The organism is Williamsia sp. 1135 (assembly GCF_002095395.1).
Classification (GTDB): domain Bacteria; phylum Actinomycetota; class Actinomycetes; order Mycobacteriales; family Mycobacteriaceae; genus Williamsia.
The window spans coordinates 320,348-337,727 of the sequence record NZ_MJEI01000106.1 but is presented as its reverse complement, the minus strand read 5'-3'; the positions used below and the strand labels follow the sequence as shown (position 1 = coordinate 337,727).

The 17,380-nt window shown below is 64.3% G+C and carries 17 protein-coding genes and 1 tRNA gene; 3 read left to right on the top strand and 15 right to left on the bottom strand.

What is annotated here, in order from left to right; genetic code table 11:
• Nucleotides 1-99: 99 nt before the first annotated feature.
• The 12 genes from BFL43_RS26165 to BFL43_RS26100 all read right to left on the bottom strand — a co-directional run bounded on the left by BFL43_RS26165 (nt 100) and on the right by BFL43_RS26100 (nt 11,919).
• The gene (locus BFL43_RS26165; protein ID WP_084891679.1) at nt 100-1,182 is read right to left on the bottom strand and encodes a transposase; all 1,083 of its coding nucleotides are present in this window, start codon (nt 1,180-1,182) and stop codon (nt 100-102) included.
• Nucleotides 1,183-1,932: 750 nt separating this feature from the next.
• Nucleotides 1,933-4,473, bottom strand: a complete 2,541-nt coding sequence (locus BFL43_RS26155; RefSeq protein ID WP_084896152.1) for a DEAD/DEAH box helicase family protein — start codon at nt 4,471-4,473, stop codon at nt 1,933-1,935.
• Nucleotides 4,470-6,488 (bottom strand): DNA methyltransferase, encoded by a 2,019-nt coding sequence (locus BFL43_RS26150; protein WP_084896151.1) that lies wholly within the window; start codon nt 6,486-6,488, stop codon nt 4,470-4,472. Before BFL43_RS26150 ends, BFL43_RS26155 begins: the two co-directional genes overlap by 4 nt.
• Before the next feature lie 154 nt (nt 6,489-6,642).
• A complete protein-coding gene (locus tag BFL43_RS26145) occupies nt 6,643-7,341 on the bottom strand; it encodes a hypothetical protein (protein ID WP_143695565.1) in 699 nt (232 codons plus the stop codon).
• Between the two features lie 20 nt (nt 7,342-7,361).
• Nucleotides 7,362-8,126 carry a recombinase family protein gene (locus BFL43_RS26140; RefSeq protein WP_084896147.1) on the bottom strand — a complete coding sequence of 255 codons (765 nt, stop codon included), beginning with the start codon at nt 8,124-8,126 and terminating at the stop codon, nt 7,362-7,364.
• 68 nt (nt 8,127-8,194) lie between these two features.
• Nucleotides 8,195-8,431, bottom strand: coding sequence for a hypothetical protein (locus BFL43_RS26135; protein ID WP_084896145.1), 237 nt, complete (start codon nt 8,429-8,431; stop codon nt 8,195-8,197).
• Complete coding sequence (locus BFL43_RS26130; protein WP_084896144.1) at nt 8,428-8,904, bottom strand: hypothetical protein; 477 nt, start codon at nt 8,902-8,904, stop codon at nt 8,428-8,430. The genes BFL43_RS26135 and BFL43_RS26130 overlap by 4 nt, the downstream gene beginning before the upstream one ends.
• A 54-nt stretch (nt 8,905-8,958) precedes the next feature.
• Nucleotides 8,959-9,342, bottom strand: a complete 384-nt coding sequence (locus BFL43_RS26125) for a hypothetical protein (protein WP_084896142.1) — start codon at nt 9,340-9,342, stop codon at nt 8,959-8,961.
• Nucleotides 9,339-9,968, bottom strand: a complete 630-nt coding sequence (locus BFL43_RS28725) for a hypothetical protein (protein ID WP_143695564.1) — start codon at nt 9,966-9,968, stop codon at nt 9,339-9,341. The genes BFL43_RS26125 and BFL43_RS28725 overlap by 4 nt, the downstream gene beginning before the upstream one ends.
• Entirely contained in the window at nt 9,949-11,322 is a 1,374-nt protein-coding gene (locus BFL43_RS26110) for a DUF3987 domain-containing protein (RefSeq protein ID WP_143695563.1), read from the bottom strand. The genes BFL43_RS28725 and BFL43_RS26110 overlap by 20 nt, the downstream gene beginning before the upstream one ends.
• Nucleotides 11,319-11,516 (bottom strand): hypothetical protein, encoded by a 198-nt coding sequence (locus BFL43_RS26105; RefSeq protein ID WP_084896136.1) that lies wholly within the window; start codon nt 11,514-11,516, stop codon nt 11,319-11,321. The genes BFL43_RS26110 and BFL43_RS26105 overlap by 4 nt, the downstream gene beginning before the upstream one ends.
• Before the next feature lie 133 nt (nt 11,517-11,649).
• Nucleotides 11,650-11,919, bottom strand: coding sequence for a helix-turn-helix domain-containing protein (locus tag BFL43_RS26100; RefSeq protein WP_084896134.1), 270 nt, complete (start codon nt 11,917-11,919; stop codon nt 11,650-11,652).
• Nucleotides 11,920-12,153: 234 nt separating this feature from the next.
• Between BFL43_RS26100 and BFL43_RS26095 the strand changes: the two genes are divergently transcribed.
• Both BFL43_RS26095 and BFL43_RS26090 read left to right on the top strand, forming a co-directional pair.
• Nucleotides 12,154-12,612 (top strand): hypothetical protein, encoded by a 459-nt coding sequence (locus BFL43_RS26095; RefSeq protein WP_084896133.1) that lies wholly within the window; start codon nt 12,154-12,156, stop codon nt 12,610-12,612.
• Entirely contained in the window at nt 12,605-13,804 is a 1,200-nt protein-coding gene (locus tag BFL43_RS26090; RefSeq protein WP_168176732.1) for a site-specific integrase, read from the top strand. Before BFL43_RS26095 ends, BFL43_RS26090 begins: the two co-directional genes overlap by 8 nt.
• Before the next feature lie 75 nt (nt 13,805-13,879).
• Here the strand turns inward: BFL43_RS26090 and BFL43_RS26085 are convergent.
• A tRNA-Ala gene (locus BFL43_RS26085) sits at nt 13,880-13,952 on the bottom strand.
• A 102-nt stretch (nt 13,953-14,054) separates the two neighbouring features.
• Nucleotides 14,055-14,801: a thioredoxin domain-containing protein gene (locus tag BFL43_RS26080; protein ID WP_206186750.1), complete on the bottom strand. Its 747-nt coding sequence runs from the start codon at nt 14,799-14,801 to the stop codon at nt 14,055-14,057.
• A gap of 134 nt (nt 14,802-14,935) precedes the next feature.
• On the opposite strand from BFL43_RS26080, the gene BFL43_RS26075 reads away from it, so the two are divergent.
• Nucleotides 14,936-15,685 (top strand): VIT1/CCC1 transporter family protein, encoded by a 750-nt coding sequence (locus BFL43_RS26075; protein ID WP_084896129.1) that lies wholly within the window; start codon nt 14,936-14,938, stop codon nt 15,683-15,685.
• Between the two features lie 24 nt (nt 15,686-15,709).
• Here BFL43_RS26075 and pgm read toward each other — a convergent pair whose 3' ends face one another.
• Nucleotides 15,710-17,353, bottom strand: a complete 1,644-nt coding sequence (pgm, locus tag BFL43_RS26070; protein WP_084896127.1) for a phosphoglucomutase (alpha-D-glucose-1,6-bisphosphate-dependent) — start codon at nt 17,351-17,353, stop codon at nt 15,710-15,712.
• Between the last annotated feature and the right edge of the window lie 27 nt (nt 17,354-17,380).

Below are 17,380 nucleotides of genomic sequence, written 5' to 3'. Positions count from 1 at the left end.
TGCACACGTTGCATAGGCTGTTGCCTAATCCCGCGGGCGTGTTTGATCGTGGGGGTTCGTGGCCCGGTCGGGGATTGGGCCGGGGCCGTGGCCCCGGGGTCAGATGGTGGCGAGGTTGTTGACTTTCACGTAGCGCAGGAAGTTGGTGGCTGCGGCGGCGAGGATGAGTTCAGATTGTGCAGCTGCGAGGCCGCGTCGGGCGAATCGTCGTAGGGTTCGTCGGTCTTTGAGGTGGGCGTTGACGGGTTCGATGATCCCTGCGCGTTGGCGGTAGTGGGCGGTTCCTTCGTCGGTGCCGATGCGTTCTTGCATCTCTTCGATGGCGGTCCGGTCGTATTTCCCGGGCTGGGTGACTGCCGTTTTCTTCGATGTTGCAACATCTTTGGCTTTGCCGGGCGCGATGAGTCTGTTGGGTCCGGCGGCGGCGAGGTTCTCTCGTGAGAAGTAGCCGGCGTCGGCAAGGACGGTCCCGATGACCCGATCGTGACCGGCGGCGGCGAGCTCGCTCAACGTTTGCTCGACGGCGGCGACCGTCGGTATGTACTCGCCAATATCGATGCCGCGGTCGGTGACATACGCGGCGAGGATGAGGTGATCTTCGGAGACGGCCAGCTGGGCGTTATAGGCCTGCCGGAACCCGAATCGGGTCTTCATGAGCCGGGACTGCGGGTCGGTAAGGTTGCGTTTTCGGACTGGTTTGGAAGCGTTCCGGCGCTCGAGCGCGGCCCGCGCATTGATCAGGTTCTGCCGGGCTTTGAGCACGTTGACATTGCGATCGGGATGCACCGCCCGGCGTCCGGCCGGGCGCCGTCCTTGCGCGAGTACCTGCTGCTGAGCGGTGTAGATGGCGGTCGACTCTTCGGTGAGACGGCGTTCTTTGGCCTCAGCACGCTCGACCCTACGTATCGTCATCTTTGCTGCACTGCTGGGTCGTTCGCGGCGATCTTTCTCGATCGAGGCCAGCGCTTCAGCGATCGCAGCTTGGCGAGTGGCCCTCGACTGCAACCGCGGCGGAGTCTGATCGCCTGGGTCGTCGAGATCTTCTTGATCATCGACAGCAGCCGCTTCGGCGACGATCTCGCTCGCCATCTCTCGCAGTCTGGCTTCGGTTTTGTTCGCATCGATACTGGCGTTGGCTTCGATCTTGGTGCCATCGACGGCGATGGTCCCGACCTTGACCATCCCTGCCGCCGCACACAGCTGCAGGACCTGGGTAACAGGCTGGTGAAGTGGGTTTCCTGGTCTTTGCGGAACCGGGCGATGACGGTGTGATCAGGGGCGTGTTGGGCGCACGCGACCCGGAACGCGACGTCGGTGTGGCAGCGTCGTTCGATCATCCGGGAGGACCGCTCCCCGACGCAGTAGGCATAGAACAGCAGCACCAACATCATGTCCGGGTCGTAACCGCGCCGTCCGGCGTTTGAATCGGCCGTGGCCCGACGCTTACGCCGGCCATGAAACGCCGAGGTATCCAGCGCCTGAACAATATCGGCGATCAGCCACACCAGATGACCGGGCGGCAACCACTCCCGCATATCCGGCGGCAACAGAAACTGCTGATCACGATCAGCATGGATGTACGACTTGGCCACACCAGAATTCTTGCACCAAACACGCCGAATCGCGGGCGTTACCGCCCGCGATTCGGCAACAGCCTCTGCAACGTGTGCAAATGACTGAACGGTGTGCATTTGTTGCGGAACGAAAGAACCGAGCCGCCCAGTGGGCGACTCGGTTCTTCTACGGGTGGAGCTAAGGGGACTCGAACCCCTGACCCCCACACTGCCAGGATGAACAAGGGCGTTTCGGCGGGTAGTGGTCAGTACGGTTTAGTGCCGCTGAGCTGGCGCTATACCCTCGGGCGGTTTATGCCAGTCCGGCCCGGTCCGTGCGCGTCCTGACTCACTCTTGGCACACTGGGCCGATGTGCCATTAGGGATAGTCCATTCCGTCGTTCTCGAACAGCGCCTCGATAAGGTTCGCGTTCGTTGCCGCCGCCACGCGTTCCTCTATCCCCTTCGTCGTCAGGTCGAGTGCTCGAAAATGGCCGCCGATCTTTGTGATGGCCGCGCATCGCCGGACCCGATCAGAGTGGTCCTGGGCGTATCGGGCGAGGGCGGCCCACTTCGCGGATGTGTCCGCCAGGTCGTGGCGGTGCGGATCGACGATGTCCATCGCGAAGACGCTGTCTCCGTCGTCGTGCCAAAACAGGAAGTCCGGATGCATTAGCTGATATTTCTCGCCGAACACATACGGCACCGCAAGCGCGTGACGCCCAGACGATGGGTTGCGATACCAACCGACGAGTGTTTCGACGCCCAATTCGGCATCAAGGACCTCTGCCTCCCACGACGATCGCGACGTGTCGACGGGAAACTCACCCGCCTTCGACTTACCATCGATCACAAAGAGGTGGCGTGGATACCTAGCGACTGACTCGATTGTCTTCCCGCGTACCCTTTCCGTCGCAGCGGAATACACGTCGCGCGCCTCGACCGTCGTTGGGTGCATGGGTGAGCCCCCAAGGTGCCACAAGGGTTCGATCTGATTCCGGATGTGGCGTGGGCGACGAAGGACGTCGGATCGGAACTGGCCTCGCCACTGAGCAATCAGGTCAGCGGCTTGGTCTTCGATGATGTCCTTAAAACCAAGTGTGGCCATCGCGGTTAGCCGTGCGGCGGCGTCGACTTCATCCTCGCCGGTGTCACACAGAGCGTTGAAGTACCAGTTGGCCGAGCCGTCCGGGAGCATCCTCTGGGCACGCCGGAAATATGCATCGAGGTCGCGTTCGTTCGTCCGGGCTTCACTCTTGCCCTGGCTCTGCATGAGGACCTCGCCGTAGGCGACCATGGTGGTACCGATCGTCAGCGACAGAATGTCCTTAACCTCGGAATCGATCTCGAAAGAACGCTGGCCATCCGCAGCGCGCATTTGATCGACAATCCACTGCCTCGCCTTCGCCGACCCCTGGTTTACGATGCCGTGTTCAGTGAGCGCTGCCGCCAATCGCATTAGCTGCGCCGTGCGCGTGTTGAACGCCGATTTCTGCCGCGCGTACGACGGCAGGGTATCTAGTAGCTCAAAAATCGCGTTCGGGACTTCCGGCGAACGCGCGCACATCACTGGCGTGATCATGACCTCGACGTTGACCGTCTCGTCCTCGGTGAGGGCATTCACCACCCGGATGACATGCTCCGTGCGGAACCCCGGAAGGTATGCGGACACCTCACTGAGGCGGTCATCGGCGCTATCCACTCGCTTCGCCAATGGAGTCCGAACGAGTCGACCAATCAACTGCGCAATTTCCGTGTAAGACTCTTTGCCCTGGAACGAAACCAGTACCTCAGCGCGGGGACAATCCCAGCCCGTGGTCAGCGCCGACTTGAAGAGGACTACGCGCGCGCGATCATCACCTGAGATCGCTTCGGGAGGGAGGTAACGCACAGTACGGTCGCCGACCTTGAGTGGACCGTGCGGATCACCGAAAGCGTGGGCGACTGCATAATCACTCAGCTCGGGCCATGCAGTCTCGATGACCGACAAAATTTCAGCGAGTCGGGCCTCGGTAACTTTCGGCTCGACCTGCACAACCAATAGAGGGTCGACTAGCCGATCCCCTGTCGCCTCATGATGGGACCGCCACGAATTGGCAGACGCCCGGAGATCATCGACGGCCAGCTCAAGCATCGTATTGTCGGCTGATTGGGACTCGCCGACACTACGTAGCAATATTCGATCCTTGAGCAGGCCTGATTCCCTCACTTCTCCGGCTTTGACCTCCACAAGACGCATAGTCCGGTCCGCAGCTCGCATCGCGGCATCGAAACGGTCAGGTGTCGCCGAGACACCGAGCACCACTGGTGCGGGTGGCTGCACGGTGCCGATGTTGGTCTGGCCACCGCCGACTATGGTGCCGGCGATTGACTTTCGGTCGGTCTTGCTGGTTCCCGATCCCCGGTGCGCCTCGTCCCAGATCACAACAAAATCTTCGCCGCGTTCGCGCACCGTGTTGGCGATCATGTCCCAGCCGCCGTTGGTTCGTTTATCGTTTCGCGAACCGTCTGCGCGGACAGCATGGAGGGTGGAGTTTTTCTGCAACGCCTGGATGTGAACGAAGTAGATAATTCCAGGCTCAAGTGTCCGGTGGTCGTCCTCGCCGAGGAACCGAATCCGGTTCATATCAATGCCGCCGCCAGAGGCCTGGTGAATTTTAGCGATGGTCTGGTTATTCAGGGCGGGGTCATCGGTGATCCACAGAACCGTCATGTTCCGATTAGGCTCGCGCGCAGGCGTCCCGTTATAGATTCCCTCGAGGATCGCCGTCGCGATCACCGTCTTGCCCGCACCGGTGGGCGCCGTGAGGCCGACCGCCGTGCGCTCGCCATCCTCAACGTATCCAGCCCGCGCCTTCGCCAGATGCATTAGCGCTGTGTCGACCGCCCTGGTCTGGTACGGCTCCAGCGTAAACCTCACCGAACACCCCCAACAGTGTTGATCGTGTAGTTCGACAAGTAGTCCTCGTACAGCTGCACGGTTTCGATTCCGACTGGCAGTCGCTCGACGGCCTCCTGGTACTCGGCCGGGGAGTCGGTGATCACGAACAGCACACGTGGGGACAGACCGGTAGCGGTCGACTCGACTACGGCAACGGAAAAGGGCGTCAAGGCGTCGATGTCGAACAGCACCCCGTAGGCATCGTTCAGCATCCAACCCGCTTCGGGGAGAGCCTCAATTCGCTCGCCACGCGCACCAGCTTCGAGCCATAGGAGGGGCGCAACAGCTGCGAATTCACGGCCTCGGCGGACCATCCCAGGGTCAAGGTATGTCAGATCAAACATCTCAACGTTTGCGGCAAGCCCTTCCGAAAAGTTAGTGCCGTCCTGCCGCTCACCAGTCACCACGGTCGCGATTCGCGGGCGACAGACATACTCGAACACGCCACGTTCTTCCCACTCCGGGTGCCCAGGGTGCAGTCCCGCTGTCCTGAACCTCTTTGCCTCTTTAGCTCCAACCTCGTTGTTGGTGACGAGAATCGATTGGCGACTCCCACCATCGTCAGCGTTCAAACGCATGACGGCCTCAGATGTCGTACCCGAACCCCCAAAAAAGTCCAAGATGACTGCGTCGCGAGGCGCCACGAGACGGAACCATCTCATCAGAACCTGGTGGTCTTTTGGATTGGGAAAGCGTAAGTCTCCCAGTATTTTCCGGAGGTGCGTGTTGGTGGCTTTTCTGTCCTGCACAAAGACCGATAGGGCCACCTGGTCGTCCATCTCGTCTAGATAGGTCACCTTGCGCGGGATTGTCGTCTCATCGGGACCGAACCAGACACGCCCAGAATCGACTTCCGCCTTCATCCGACCAGGATCCTTATAGAGCCAACCCCGCGACGGCACTTTCACCGGCTTTCGAGTGACTGGGTGAAGTACGTCATAGGTCGCGCCGCCGCCGCCAGGCCAGGTTATGTCTTGGTACGTGTTCATGGGCCGACCACTCGTCGGGTCGAGCAAGTCGTAGCGAGCTACGGAATCAGTAATGTCCCCTGAGGCTTTCCGCGCCCTGAGCCAGCGCTTCCATGCTTCGTTTGCACTCGTGGTAGCCCCTTGGTGAGCGGCCCACAACTCCGCTGCCTTGGCGAAAGCTTCTCGTACGCCAGTCTTCTCCTCGCGCCAACGCGTTCCCGCCGCGGCCAGCGCTTGCTCGTCTCGCGTGTAGACCAGCATGTAGTCGGCCCCGTTCGAGATGTAACGGGAGTCGTTCTTACGACCGCCCTGCCAAACGACATTCGAAAGAAAGTTCTGATCACCAAAAACCTGGTCTAGCAGCATTCGTAACCGGTGGTGCTCCTCCTCGCCTATCGCCACAATGATCACGCCGGTTGGCTTAAGCAAATCCCGCGCAATCAACAACCGGCGCTCCAGAAACGACAGCCACTTAGACGACTTGGCCCGGTCGTTTTGGTCTACGTAGCGGTCGCTGTATATCCAGCCATCGTTGCCAGTGTTGTACGGCGGATCGATATAGATCAGGTCGACCTTCTCTCGATGCGTAGACCGCAGCGCCTGCAACGCGTGGAAGTTCTCGCCGTTTATGACTACATGCCAGGGCTCATCGGCGGGTCCGTTTGCGATTCGCGCGACGGACTCCAAACCGGGATAGATGGGTTCCCCAAACTCGCGTACAACGACGAGGTCGACCACCAAACGCTCGCCGCCGTCGCCATCGAGGAGAGCGACCTCTCTGCTCCTGTCCGTAAACCGCAGAACGCTCCAAGTTTGCGAACTTGACTCGTCACGAAGCGCGACCCTGACACCTTTACGGATCGGATAGTCAACGAGTCGGATTGACTCTGGCAGATGTCTATCGAACACGAGACCAAACCGGCGCGAGCCGCGTAGTAGATCCACCTCGCGAGCGAGGCGGTCGCGCAACGCCTCGTCCTGAATCTGTCCGATCAACTGGTCGAGAACATTAGTCTCGTCTGCCATTCTCGCGCTTCTCCCCAGGTGACGGTCCTCGTACGATGTGGATCCTGAGAAGCGTATTCGGCGACATCCGCCGTCCCCGAGGCGGCCTCGTTCCCGACCAACGCCGGGTAGGGGATGGATTGAGCCGCCGCCCACGACATGCGGCGGCCAAGACCTAACGGCCAGCTAGTCCGTTGCCGCCGTCGCCGAACCGCCGAAAGTCCCATAGCCTCTTCCGCGACGAGTTCCACATCCATACGCGGGGCGCCTCTGTGTGGCGCAATTGCCGCCGCCCGAGCTGCTCCAGCCGCGTATTGAGTGACTGAACATCGCGGTCCAGGCCCGCTTCGACACTGCTGAACTCTGACTGGGGAACGATCACGGCGTGCAGACCGGCCAGTGCAAAACCGAACTGCAGCGGGTCCCCGGTACCAGGCACCCGCCACTCTCGTTCGTGAGTCCATCTACTGGTGCCCCTACCGCTGACGGATGGGTCGGTGGTTCGGACCGCCCACCCCCGCAATGCCGAGGGAACCTGCTGATGCAAGTCGTCGCGGACGTACCAAACCGGTCCCCCGCCTTCGGCGTAGACGGTCGACTTGGCGAAGACGAGACCCCATGGCTCGAACTGATCGGCCTCGATCAGGTGCTCAAGACTCGACTGAACTGCCTCCGTGAACGAAACGACCGGCGGGCCGCCGCCGTAAGGCCGGAAGGCATGGATCGCACCCTCCTCGAGAATGCCGTCGAAACGCTCACGTGCCGTCTTGCGTCGGATTTCGGCGGGAACGGAACTCGACTTACTTCTTGCCCGTCCAGTGAAATGGACCAGGTAGTCCCATTGATCCGGAAGCACAGGGAAGCCAATAGCCACTTAGGCCAAAGTACGCCGGACTACTTCGCGTGTATATCGGACGACGCACCAAACAGCTCGGCGGTGAGCTGTCGGGCGCGCTGGCAGTCCAGGGCGCGCTGCACCTGCGGCGGGTGCCAGGTCGGACGGCCGGAGCCAGTCAGGATGCCGTCGGCCATGAGGTCCTTGGCGATCTCCCGAAGACTGCGACCGTCGGCGGCCTCTCCAATGATGCGACGCAGCACCGCGTCCGGGACCTGGGTCGGGGTGCCGAGCTGGACTCCGGCGGCCTTGCGAGCTGCCAGCGCGCTGCGGGTGCGCTCACTGATGAGGCGGCGCTCCAGTTGGGAGAACACGCTCATCATCGACGCGGCGGCCTCGCCCGCTGGGGTACTGGTGTCCACAGCGCAGTCCAAGGTGACCAGCTGCCAGCCCTCGCGCCGCGACTGCTCCACCAGGTCGGCCGCGTCACGCACTGAGCGGCTGAGCCGGTCCAGCTTGGCAGAGACCAGGATCGCGGCCTGGCGGGTGCGCACTGCCTCCAGGGCGGCCGAGAGCTGCGGGCGCTTGGCCGGAGCGAGACCACCGGACAAGCCCTCATCGGTGTGCCAGCGGACGATGGTCCAGCCCTGGCGCTCAGCCTCGGCGGTGATCGCGGCGCGCTGTGCGGCCAGTCCAGCGCCGGACTCGGCCTGCTCGGCGGTGGAGACCCGAAGGTAGGCAACCACCGTTCCCTCGGGCGCAGTCGCGACGGTGCGACGGCGGCGGCCGGGGATCGTGGAGGACTGGCTGGCTGGTGCGGTCATGCCAGAAGTGTAACACCAACGGTCGATGGTGTTACAAACGATCGGCCGATACAGACCGCGATCGCGGGTCAGGACTCCAGGCGGGTGCGGCTGATCGCTCGGAGCGCGAGGTCTGCTCCCTCCAGGCGGGCGACCTCGGTCGGCGTGGCCTCCAGTTGTCCGGAGTCGATGCGCTCCAGTATCCGCTCCAGGTGGGTGGCGACCAGGCGGGCGCGCTTCACCCGCTCGGACGCTGAGCCGGTGAATGTCTGGGACAGCTGCTCGGCGGCCAGTGATCGGGCAGGAGTGACGGCGGGTCGGTTCATCGCGGGATGTCCTCGGGTCTCGGCTTGGGTGGTGCTGTCGGATAGGCGATGTCGAGCAGGTGTTGGAACTCGGCCATTGCTGCTCCCAGGTCGACCGGTGAGACCTCCTCGATCTGGGTCGGGGCGTCCAGGCCGAGCAGTCGGGCGCGACGCTCGGAGACGCGGACAGCGGCAGTGACCAGCGCGGCGCTCAGGCCCTGCTGGCTTGTCTCGCTGCGGGTGATGCCTCGAATTGTTTTGAGCCACAACATATCCAGGCGCTGAACCTCCAGAGTCCGGAGCGTGCCCGCTCTCTCGACTTCGGTCCTGCGGAGCACCCCAAGCACTGCCTTGTTTGCGGCGTTCTCGGTCGTGAAACCGAGCTGGTCGGCGATGGCCTGGTAGCTCAGGCCCTCGGCTCGGAGACGGACAGCCTCGGCCGCGCGCTGCCGGGTGTCGATCCGTTCCGGCTTGCTCGCTGAGCGGTCACCCACGAGACACCCCCGATCTGCCTGCCCCTGTCTGCCCGATCTGCCTGCGGTGTGTGGTCATCGGTCGGTCTCCTCTGGTTCGGTCAGCTCTGCGGCCAGGCGGCGGCCGAGACGGCGGGTCATGGTCTCCAGGGCGGCGGCGTGCAGGCTGGTCGCTCGGCTGCGCTGAGACCGGGCGTGGAGTCGGTCTCGCGGTGTCCGGTGTGGGTCGGTCAGAGCTCGGTCGGTCACTGCGGTGATCGCGTTGAGTCGCAACAGGTGCAGCGTGGCTTCCTCTCCCAGGAGCGCGTCCTCTCCCAGGAGCGCGTATCGGGTGCCCTCCAGTTCGGCCGTGAGCTGCCGCTGGGTGGTCGCGGTGTCTGGGTGCCCGAGCTGATCGGAGATGTCGGCCAGGGACCAGCCAGCGATCCGGAGCGACAGGACGGTCTCGGGGGCGGTCACTGGACGTCCAGCGCTCGGCCCGATGCGGGGTCGTGGGGTGCTCGCGGCTTGAGCGGATCGGCCGGCAAACCCAGCCAGGACTCCACGGCGGCCAGGGTGGTCCCGACATCGACCAGGATCAGGCCCTCTGCGCTGCGGCGTTCGGCGGGTGTCTTGTCCCAGGGGTGCAACGGGCGCAGTGCTGGGTGACCCTCGGGGACCAGGAGCTGGTGCGTCTCCTGATCGTCGTAGCCGGGGAGGCTCAGTCGCTCGACGTGGTGGGTCAGGCCGGACTGCTCGGCGGCGAGACGGACTCGGGCCAGGCGCTCGGACATGGTGCGGCGTGCGGTGCGCTCTGCCTCCTGCTCGGGAGTGAGTTGGTTGCGGGTTGCCAGCTCGGCGGCTCGGCGGCGCTCTGCCGAGAGAGCGGCGGCGGCGCGTGCGTCCAGTCCGCGCTGCTCTCGCTCCCAGCGCTGCCGGGCATCCCAGAGCTGGGCATGAGATTGGATCCGGTCGGCGACGATCCCGAGCGGTTCTCCCTCGGTGATCGGGAACTCGGGCGCGGTGTCGAGGTCGGAGATGGGTCGGAACATCTGAGTGCGGGCGATGTCGTCGTAGATCGGTGCGCTACTGAACGGTCGTGTCATTGGTTTCCTCCTGTGTTGTGTTTGTTGTGTCCACCCCGTCCACCCCTGTCCACCCCGGTTGACCTGCGGTGTTGGGGGTGGACCCGGGGGTGGACGTGTCCACCCCCTCTCTCTCGGCGCCGGATCCGCCGTGGCCCGTAACCGTCGATGCCAGTGAGAAACAATTGCCGACACGCACGATCTGACCCTGCTCGGTCAGCAGGTCCACGGCCGCGCCGAACTCCCCGCGCAGGTCAGAACGCAAGGCCCGCCGGAGGTCACTGGGCTGCATCGGTTCTCGCTCACGCTCCAGCTTGCGCGTAATCGCGCTGGCGGCCCTCTGGAGACGACTGTCGGCGACCACCTCGTTGTGGTCGGCGGTCTCGTGAGCCTTGGCCCGGTTCATCTTTTGGCGACGCTCGCCCAGGACCCTCTCCACCCGCTCGCGTGTCCGTTGCGAGCGCAGCATGACCCTGCCTGCGAGTGCCCAGTCATCGGCATCGACGACGGTCCGGCCACCGAGAATCATCAGCGCGGCCGCGATCTTCAGGCGTGTCAGCATCGCGTGACCGTCGAGAGGGTTGACCTCGGGATCACCGCGCAGGACCGCGAGGCGTTGCGCGTCGATGGCGACCCTCGCCTCATCGGGCACCGACAGCTCGGTCACGTTCGAACCCCAGCGCGCCAACCGGACAGCGAGCGGCTTCGGGCACTTCGGGCGTTCCTCGGGTGCGTCGGAGTCCACGACCGACGCCCACACAAACCGCTGCGGCGTGCCCCCGTCCGCGTCTCGCAGTAGGGTCCCGGCCCTCTCCGGCTGCACCCCCACCGACACACATGCCCGGTAGGAATGAGCGGGCAGCACGAGCCGAGTTGCTTTGCCACCATTGGCAAATCCAATCGACTCACCCGTGTACACCTTGCGTAGCTCCGGGAGCAGCGTTGAGCCCTGGCGGCCGCTAAGAGCCGTCAGCGAGTCGACCTCGGGCGCGGTGAAGATCGCCCGCGACCGGTCCCACGGGTCATCCGGGTTTGCTCCCGGCAGCTGGTAGGTCCGAGCGACACCCTCCCCCGACCCGACCGGGAATGACTCGGTGATGATCGGTAACCCGTTGAAGTCCACGAACTCCAACGCCTCGGCTGCGCAGGCCGATGCCGAGCCCTTGCCCTCACCCGAACGACCCACGAGCGCCGCAAATAGGTTAAGGGACACCTGACCACCGATCAGGGCAGGCAGTCGCACCGTCGGCTCCACAGCGGCAACGGCTCGCAGCAGGGCCTCAGCGACCACGGCGGCGGGTGCGACCCGGCGAGCGCGCGCGTAGACGGCGAGGTGGTCGAGGACCTCCTCGGTCGTGGGTACATCTGCGGTCATCGGATAGCACCGGCCTTGGCGAGTGCACCCAGGAGCTGGCGGCCGTCGGGATCGACCCACAGTTCGCGGGCCTGCTCGGCGGTGATGCACGGGGTAAGCCCCAGGTCGCACAGGTGGACGAGACCAGCGATAGCGGCGGCGGTGGACGTCGGGCGCGATGGCGCGGTGAACGGGTCGACGCGGCCAGATGGCAAGGGCTCCAGTCGGTGTGACGCTGCGGCGCGTCGGTGGTGGTGAAGCCGGATAGACTCGTCTGCGATAGCTGCCCTGCTGTCCGCTCGCCCCGCACCTGCCCCGGTCGCGGGGCGGGCATATTTCTGCACAGCACTACACCTCCGCAGACGTTGAATCACATGCGGCAACGGGCGTCTCGGGCCGCAGCTCGATGCCCAAGAGGCGCAACAGTTCGCGTGTCGGGACGCGATAGTGGGTGCCGACACGAATTACTCGGACTGGAAAATCTCCGCGAGCGTTGAGCGCGTAGACGGTCGTTCGGTCGAGGCCAAGAGCTTGTCCTGCGGTGGGCCACAACGGGACTACGGGCGGGGCGGCGTCGGGGTCGGCGAGTAGCTCGCTGACGGTGATCGCAGATGGCATTGGCGTTACCTCTCATCGTGCTCGGCGAATGCCGATTCGGGGTGGTCGGACCGCTCCAGTATGCGAGAATTATTGGGAGTTGCTTGGAGTTCTGGTGTGACATATATTCGGCACATGGGACATAAAAAAGACGGCCTGGTCGAGTCCGTGAACGTAGTCGCCTTGGGAAGTGATCGACCAAACCATGTCCGGCTATTCGGACACCCCTTCACATATGAGGTCCGAGCAGGTCTGGTGGACGATGGCACCAGCCGCCAATTCGTGCTGCTCGACTTAGCGGTGAGACCAGACCCCGGGCAACGCATCTCGGCCGAATCGCTCAAGAGAGTGTCAGTCAAACGCCTAGCAGCGGCTGTCTGCGTTGGCGGCTACGTGAAGCCGGGCGACGGACCGATGTACCCGTACGAGGTGCCCGATGCGGAGAAACCGGAGACTGCGCGAGAGATCTCCTGGGAAGACCTGGCCATGACTAGTGAGCCGCCGTCCGACGAACCGGCCGATAAGCCGCGACGTGGCAGGCCCCGCCGCGACAGATCGGTTAGCCGTAGAGCCAAGGTCATTTACAACCACGCCATCGAGCTGAAGCGGACCCCTCGTCAAGCGCGGGAGGAGGTCATCGCACAGGTTCAGCCGGACGGCGTTCCGGTTACCGAGAAAACGGTTCGCAGATGGCTGGATGAAGCCAATGACTGAGCGACCGAGCAGAACACGCCGCGCCGAACCGATCAGCCGTCGGTTAGCCAAGAACGGCCGCGTCACATACACATTCCAGGTCGACACCGGCCAACACCCTGACGGCCGTCGAATCCGCCAGCGCTTCACTTACAGCACTCTCGCCGAGGCCCGCCGCGAGTTTCGTCGGATCACAGCCGAGGTCAACGACGGCCGGTTCATCGGCCGCAACCGCCAGACACTGAACGAGGTGTGCGACGCCTGGCTTCTGTCCCGCCGCGACATCCGAGCCAACACCGCACGCAACTACCGCGACGCCCTCGGATACGTCCACCGCAATGACATCGGTGCCACGCCCGTCCAGGACCTCCGTCAACACCACATTGACTCCTGGGTGGCCCAGCTCGCCGAGAGCGGTGGACGCGGCGGTAAACCACTCGCACCGGCTACCGTCCGCCTCGCGCTGGTCACCCTGAAACAGGTGTGCGAGTACGCCGCCCGCCAGGGCCTCATCGCGCGCGACCCGGCGCAGTACGTCCAGGCACCACGACAGCGGGTGCAGCGGGTCGACGCAAGCGACGTCTGGACACGCGAAGAGGTCGCGACGTTCGCCGAGATCGCGGCCGAGCATCGACTGCACGCGGTGTTCCTGTTGTCCTGCTACGGGCTTCGGCGTTCCGAGGTGTGCGGACTGCGGTGGAGCGATCTAGACCTCACGAGGGGGACGCTCAGCGTCGAGCAGGGCCACGTCGAGGTGAGCGGCAGCCAGCACGCCATCGACGCCCCCAAGACATCACGGTCGAGGCGAACTCTCCCCCTACCCCCGGACGCGACCACCGCACTCCGTGCTCTGCGGGCGCGGCAGCAGCAGGAGACCCTCGCCATCGGTGTCCCCTGGGACGAGGACCGGCATGTGTGCTCGAACGAGGACGGGACGCCAGTACTCCCCCGCACCTACACCGGATGGTTCCGCCGGATCAGTAAGAACGCGGACCTGCGGTCGATCACACTGCGCAACCTGCGGCACACGTCGGTGTCCGTGATGCTCCACCGGGGCGTCCCAGCGTCGACCGTGGCGGCGTGGCACGGCCACGATGTGCGGATGACGAACAGTGTCTACGGCCGGGTCTATGACGACGGACTGGTGACGGCCGCCGCAGCGATGTTCGGGGACGACGGCGGCGACGCTCCAGCGGACGCCACCGGCCACTGACTCACTCTCGGCACACTGGCCCGGAAACGAGAATGGCAGGCCCGAGAAAAATACCTCTGACCTGCCATCTATCGGTGGAGCTAAGGGGACTCGAACCCCTGACCCCCACACTGCCAGTGTGGTGCGCTACCAGCTGCGCCATAGCCCCGTATTCGGTTTTCACACCCTGCCACGGCCACTTGCTCCGGCGCAGCGTGCTCGACCGAAATTACACCATCAGCGTGAGCCCGACCAAATCCGCTGTGCGATCTCAGCTGTTGTTCGAGCCGAGGATGTCGGCAACCCACTGAGGTCCTGAAGTGGTGGCGACCTGCTTGCCGTCCTGCAGCACGCTGGGCGTCCCCACCCGACCACCGGTGGCGTTGGCCAACTCCGTCTGTGACTGCTCGGCCAAATCCTCGGCAGCACGGACCTGGGTGCCATCTGTGATGCACTGCTGCGTCGCGTCGCTCGCGCCGACGTCCTTGGCGAACCCGGCCAGCGCCGCGTTGTCGTGGTCCTGGCCACCCTCCGCCGGCTGCACCTCGAAGAGCTTCGAATGGAACGCGAGCTGCACGTCCTGGCTCTCGCCATCGGCAACGCACTTCATCGCGCCGGCTGCTCGCGAGCTGTACGTCCCCGACCCCGACTGCTTGTTCAAGAACGTCAGCATGTGGTACCTGACCTGCAGCTGACCGCTGTTCACGGCGTCGGTGACAGCGGCACCCGACGACTGTTCCAGGTTGCGGCACGCCGGACACTGGAAGTCCTCGAACATGTCGATGGTGTGCGGGGCAGTGGCGCTGCCCACCGTGAAGGTCGCCGTGGTCGCCAGCACGTCGGTGTCGGCCTTGCCGCCACTGCGGCTGTTGTTCCACACGATCCCACCGATCACCACCGCGGCGATCAGCACCACGGCGAGCCCGCCCAGGACGTAAGTCATGGTGCTCGACTGCTTACGCGGCTGGTACTTCGAGGTGCTCGTCTTGGGTACCGGCTGCTTCTTCTTGTTACTCAATGCTTTTCCTCTGGAACACTTTCTTCCGCGACACCCGCGCGGGGCGAGGGCTCATTTCCCACCTGCATCAGCGTAACGACGCACGCCTGAGAGAACTCTGAGCAATTGGTCCCACCCGCGGATAGCATCGCTGGATGCCGACGCCGATACCCCCTGACGATGAGCCCCATCCACCCGATGAAGGCGTCGACGAAATCGGCCACACCCACGCCGACGTCGCGGGCGGACGGCTGCGGGCGGCCACCTTCGGCGCGATGGATGGGCTGGTGACGAACATCAGCCTGGTCGCGGGCGTCGGCGCCTCGGGTGCGTCCGGGCAGACGATCATTCTCAGTGGGGTGTCCGGACTGGTGGCAGGCGCCTTCTCGATGGCACTCGGCGAGTACACCTCGGTGACGACCCAGAACGAGCAGGTCGACGCCGAGGTGGTGGTCGAGCGTCGCGAACTCGCGAAACACCCGCGGGCCGAACTCGACGAACTCATCGAACTGTTCGTCGACCTCGGGATGCGCGAGGACACCGCCGCAGCGGCAGCGGCGGAGATCCACCTCGACAGCGACAAGGCCGTCAACCTGCACCTAACGCACGAACTCGGCGTCGACCCCGAGGATCAGCCCTCACCCATGGTGGCCGCGGTGTCGTCGTTCGTGATGTTCTCCCTCGGCGCGATCATTCCGCTGATCACCTATCTGCTCGGATTCGAATCCTTGACCGCGGCGTTGCTCGTGGGCGCGGTAGGCCTGCTGGCGGCAGGCGGGCTCGCCGCACGCTTCACGAATCAACCCATCTGGAAAGGCGCGCTGCGCCAGCTCGCGTTCGGCGCGATCGCAGCCGGCGCAACCTATTTCGTCGGCTACCTCATCGGCGTCCCGGCGGCGGGTTGAGCAACCGCATCGACACCCCCGCCGCTACGAATTAAGCACTCCGTCCACCAAACTCTGCGCCTCTGCCTGCACCTGCGCCAGATGCTCTGGGCCGTTGAAGGATTCGGCGTAGATCTTGTAGACGTCCTCCGTGCCCGACGGACGCGCCGCGAACCAGGCGTTCTGCGTCGTCACCTTCAGCCCGCCGATCTTCGCGCCGTTGCCCGGCGCCTCGGTGAGCGTCGCCGTGATCGGCTCTCCGGCCAGTTCTGTAGCGGTCACCTGATCGGCCGACAGCTTCGCGAGCACTGCTTTCTGGGCACGGCTCGCGGGAGCGTCCGTGCGCGCGTAGGACGGTGATCCACCATGCTGCTCCGCGAGTTCGGCATACCGCTGCGACGGGGATTTACCGGTCACCGCAAGGATTTCCGACGCCAACAACGCCATGATGATGCCGTCTTTATCGGTGGTCCACACCGTGCCGTCGGTGCGCAGGAACGAGGCCCCCGCGCTTTCTTCCCCACCGAATCCGATGGAGCCGTCGAGCAAGCCCGGAACGAACCACTTGAAACCGACCGGCACCTCCACGAGGTCGCGGCCGATTCCCGAAACGACCCTGTCGATCATGGACGACGACACCAACGTCTTGCCCACCGCGGCCGTCGGCGACCAGCCCTCGCGGTGCGCGAAGAGATAGTCGATGGCGACAGCCAGGAAGTGGTTCGGATTCATCAGTCCCCCGTCGGGTGTCACGATGCCGTGCCGGTCGGAGTCGGCGTCGTTGCCGGTCGCGATGTCGTAACGGTCGCGGGCGCCGATCAGCGACGCCATCGCGTTCGGCGAGCTGCAGTCCATCCTGATCTTGCCGTCGGTATCGAGGGTCATGAACGAAAAGGCCGGATCCACAGTGGGATTGACCACCGTAAAGTTCTCGAGGTTGTACCGGGCCCCGATTTCCGCCCAATAGCCCACGGACGCACCCCCGAGGGGGTCCGCCCCGATTCGGATCCCCGCATTGCGGATCACGGCGAGGTCCACGACGGAGGACAGATCGTCCACGTAGTTGGCGCCGAAGTCATAGGTGCCACAGAACTCGGACTTGCGGGCGCGCTCGTACGGGACCCGCTTGATGGCCTCGACGCCGGACCGAAGCAGTTCGTTCGCCCTGGCGGCGACCAGTGCGGTGATGTCGGTGTCTGCGGGACCGCCGTTGGGCGGGTTGTATTTGAATCCCCCGTCGCGCGGAGGATTGTGCGACGGCGTGACAACGATCCCGTCGGCCTGGGCTCCCGAGCCACGGTTGTGCGTGAGAATTGCATGGCTGACCGCCGGTGTCGGGGTGAAGCGATCTTTGTTGTCCACCAGCACCCGGACCTCGTTGGCCACCAGGACCTCGATCGCCGTCTGCCATGCGGGCAGCGACAACGCGTGGGTGTCGCGGCCGATGAACAACGGACCGGTGATCCCGGCGCCCGCGCGGTACTCGACGATGGCCTGCGTGGTGGCGAGGATGTGGTTCTCGTTGAAGGCATTGTCAAGGCTCGAGCCCCGGTGACCCGAGGTGCCGAAAAGCACCTGCTGCATCGGATTTTTCGGGTCGGGCGTACCGGAGTAGTACGCGTCGATCACCGCCGACACATCGATCAGATCCTCCGGGAGAGCGACGGTACCCGCACGCGGGTGAGCCATTGGATTTCCTTCCGGTTGTCCCGGGAT

Coding starts and splice junctions, on each gene's coding strand:
- BFL43_RS26165 (WP_084891679.1), bottom strand. CDS start 1,182: ATGGTCAAGGTCGGGACCATCGCCGTCGATGGCACCAAGATCGAAGCC.
- BFL43_RS26150 (WP_084896151.1), bottom strand. CDS start 6,488: ATGGCAGACGAGACTAATGTTCTCGACCAGTTGATCGGACAGATTCAG.
- BFL43_RS26140 (WP_084896147.1), bottom strand. CDS start 8,126: ATGACCGCACCAGCCAGCCAGTCCTCCACGATCCCCGGCCGCCGCCGT.
- BFL43_RS26135 (WP_084896145.1), bottom strand. CDS start 8,431: ATGAACCGACCCGCCGTCACTCCTGCCCGATCACTGGCCGCCGAGCAG.
- BFL43_RS28725 (WP_143695564.1), bottom strand. CDS start 9,968: ATGACACGACCGTTCAGTAGCGCACCGATCTACGACGACATCGCCCGC.
- BFL43_RS26110 (WP_143695563.1), bottom strand. CDS start 11,322: ATGACCGCAGATGTACCCACGACCGAGGAGGTCCTCGACCACCTCGCC.
- BFL43_RS26100 (WP_084896134.1), bottom strand. CDS start 11,919: ATGCCATCTGCGATCACCGTCAGCGAGCTACTCGCCGACCCCGACGCC.
- BFL43_RS26090 (WP_168176732.1), top strand. CDS start 12,605: ATGACTGAGCGACCGAGCAGAACACGCCGCGCCGAACCGATCAGCCGT.
- BFL43_RS26075 (WP_084896129.1), top strand. CDS start 14,936: ATGCCGACGCCGATACCCCCTGACGATGAGCCCCATCCACCCGATGAA.
- pgm (WP_084896127.1), bottom strand. CDS start 17,353: ATGGCTCACCCGCGTGCGGGTACCGTCGCTCTCCCGGAGGATCTGATC.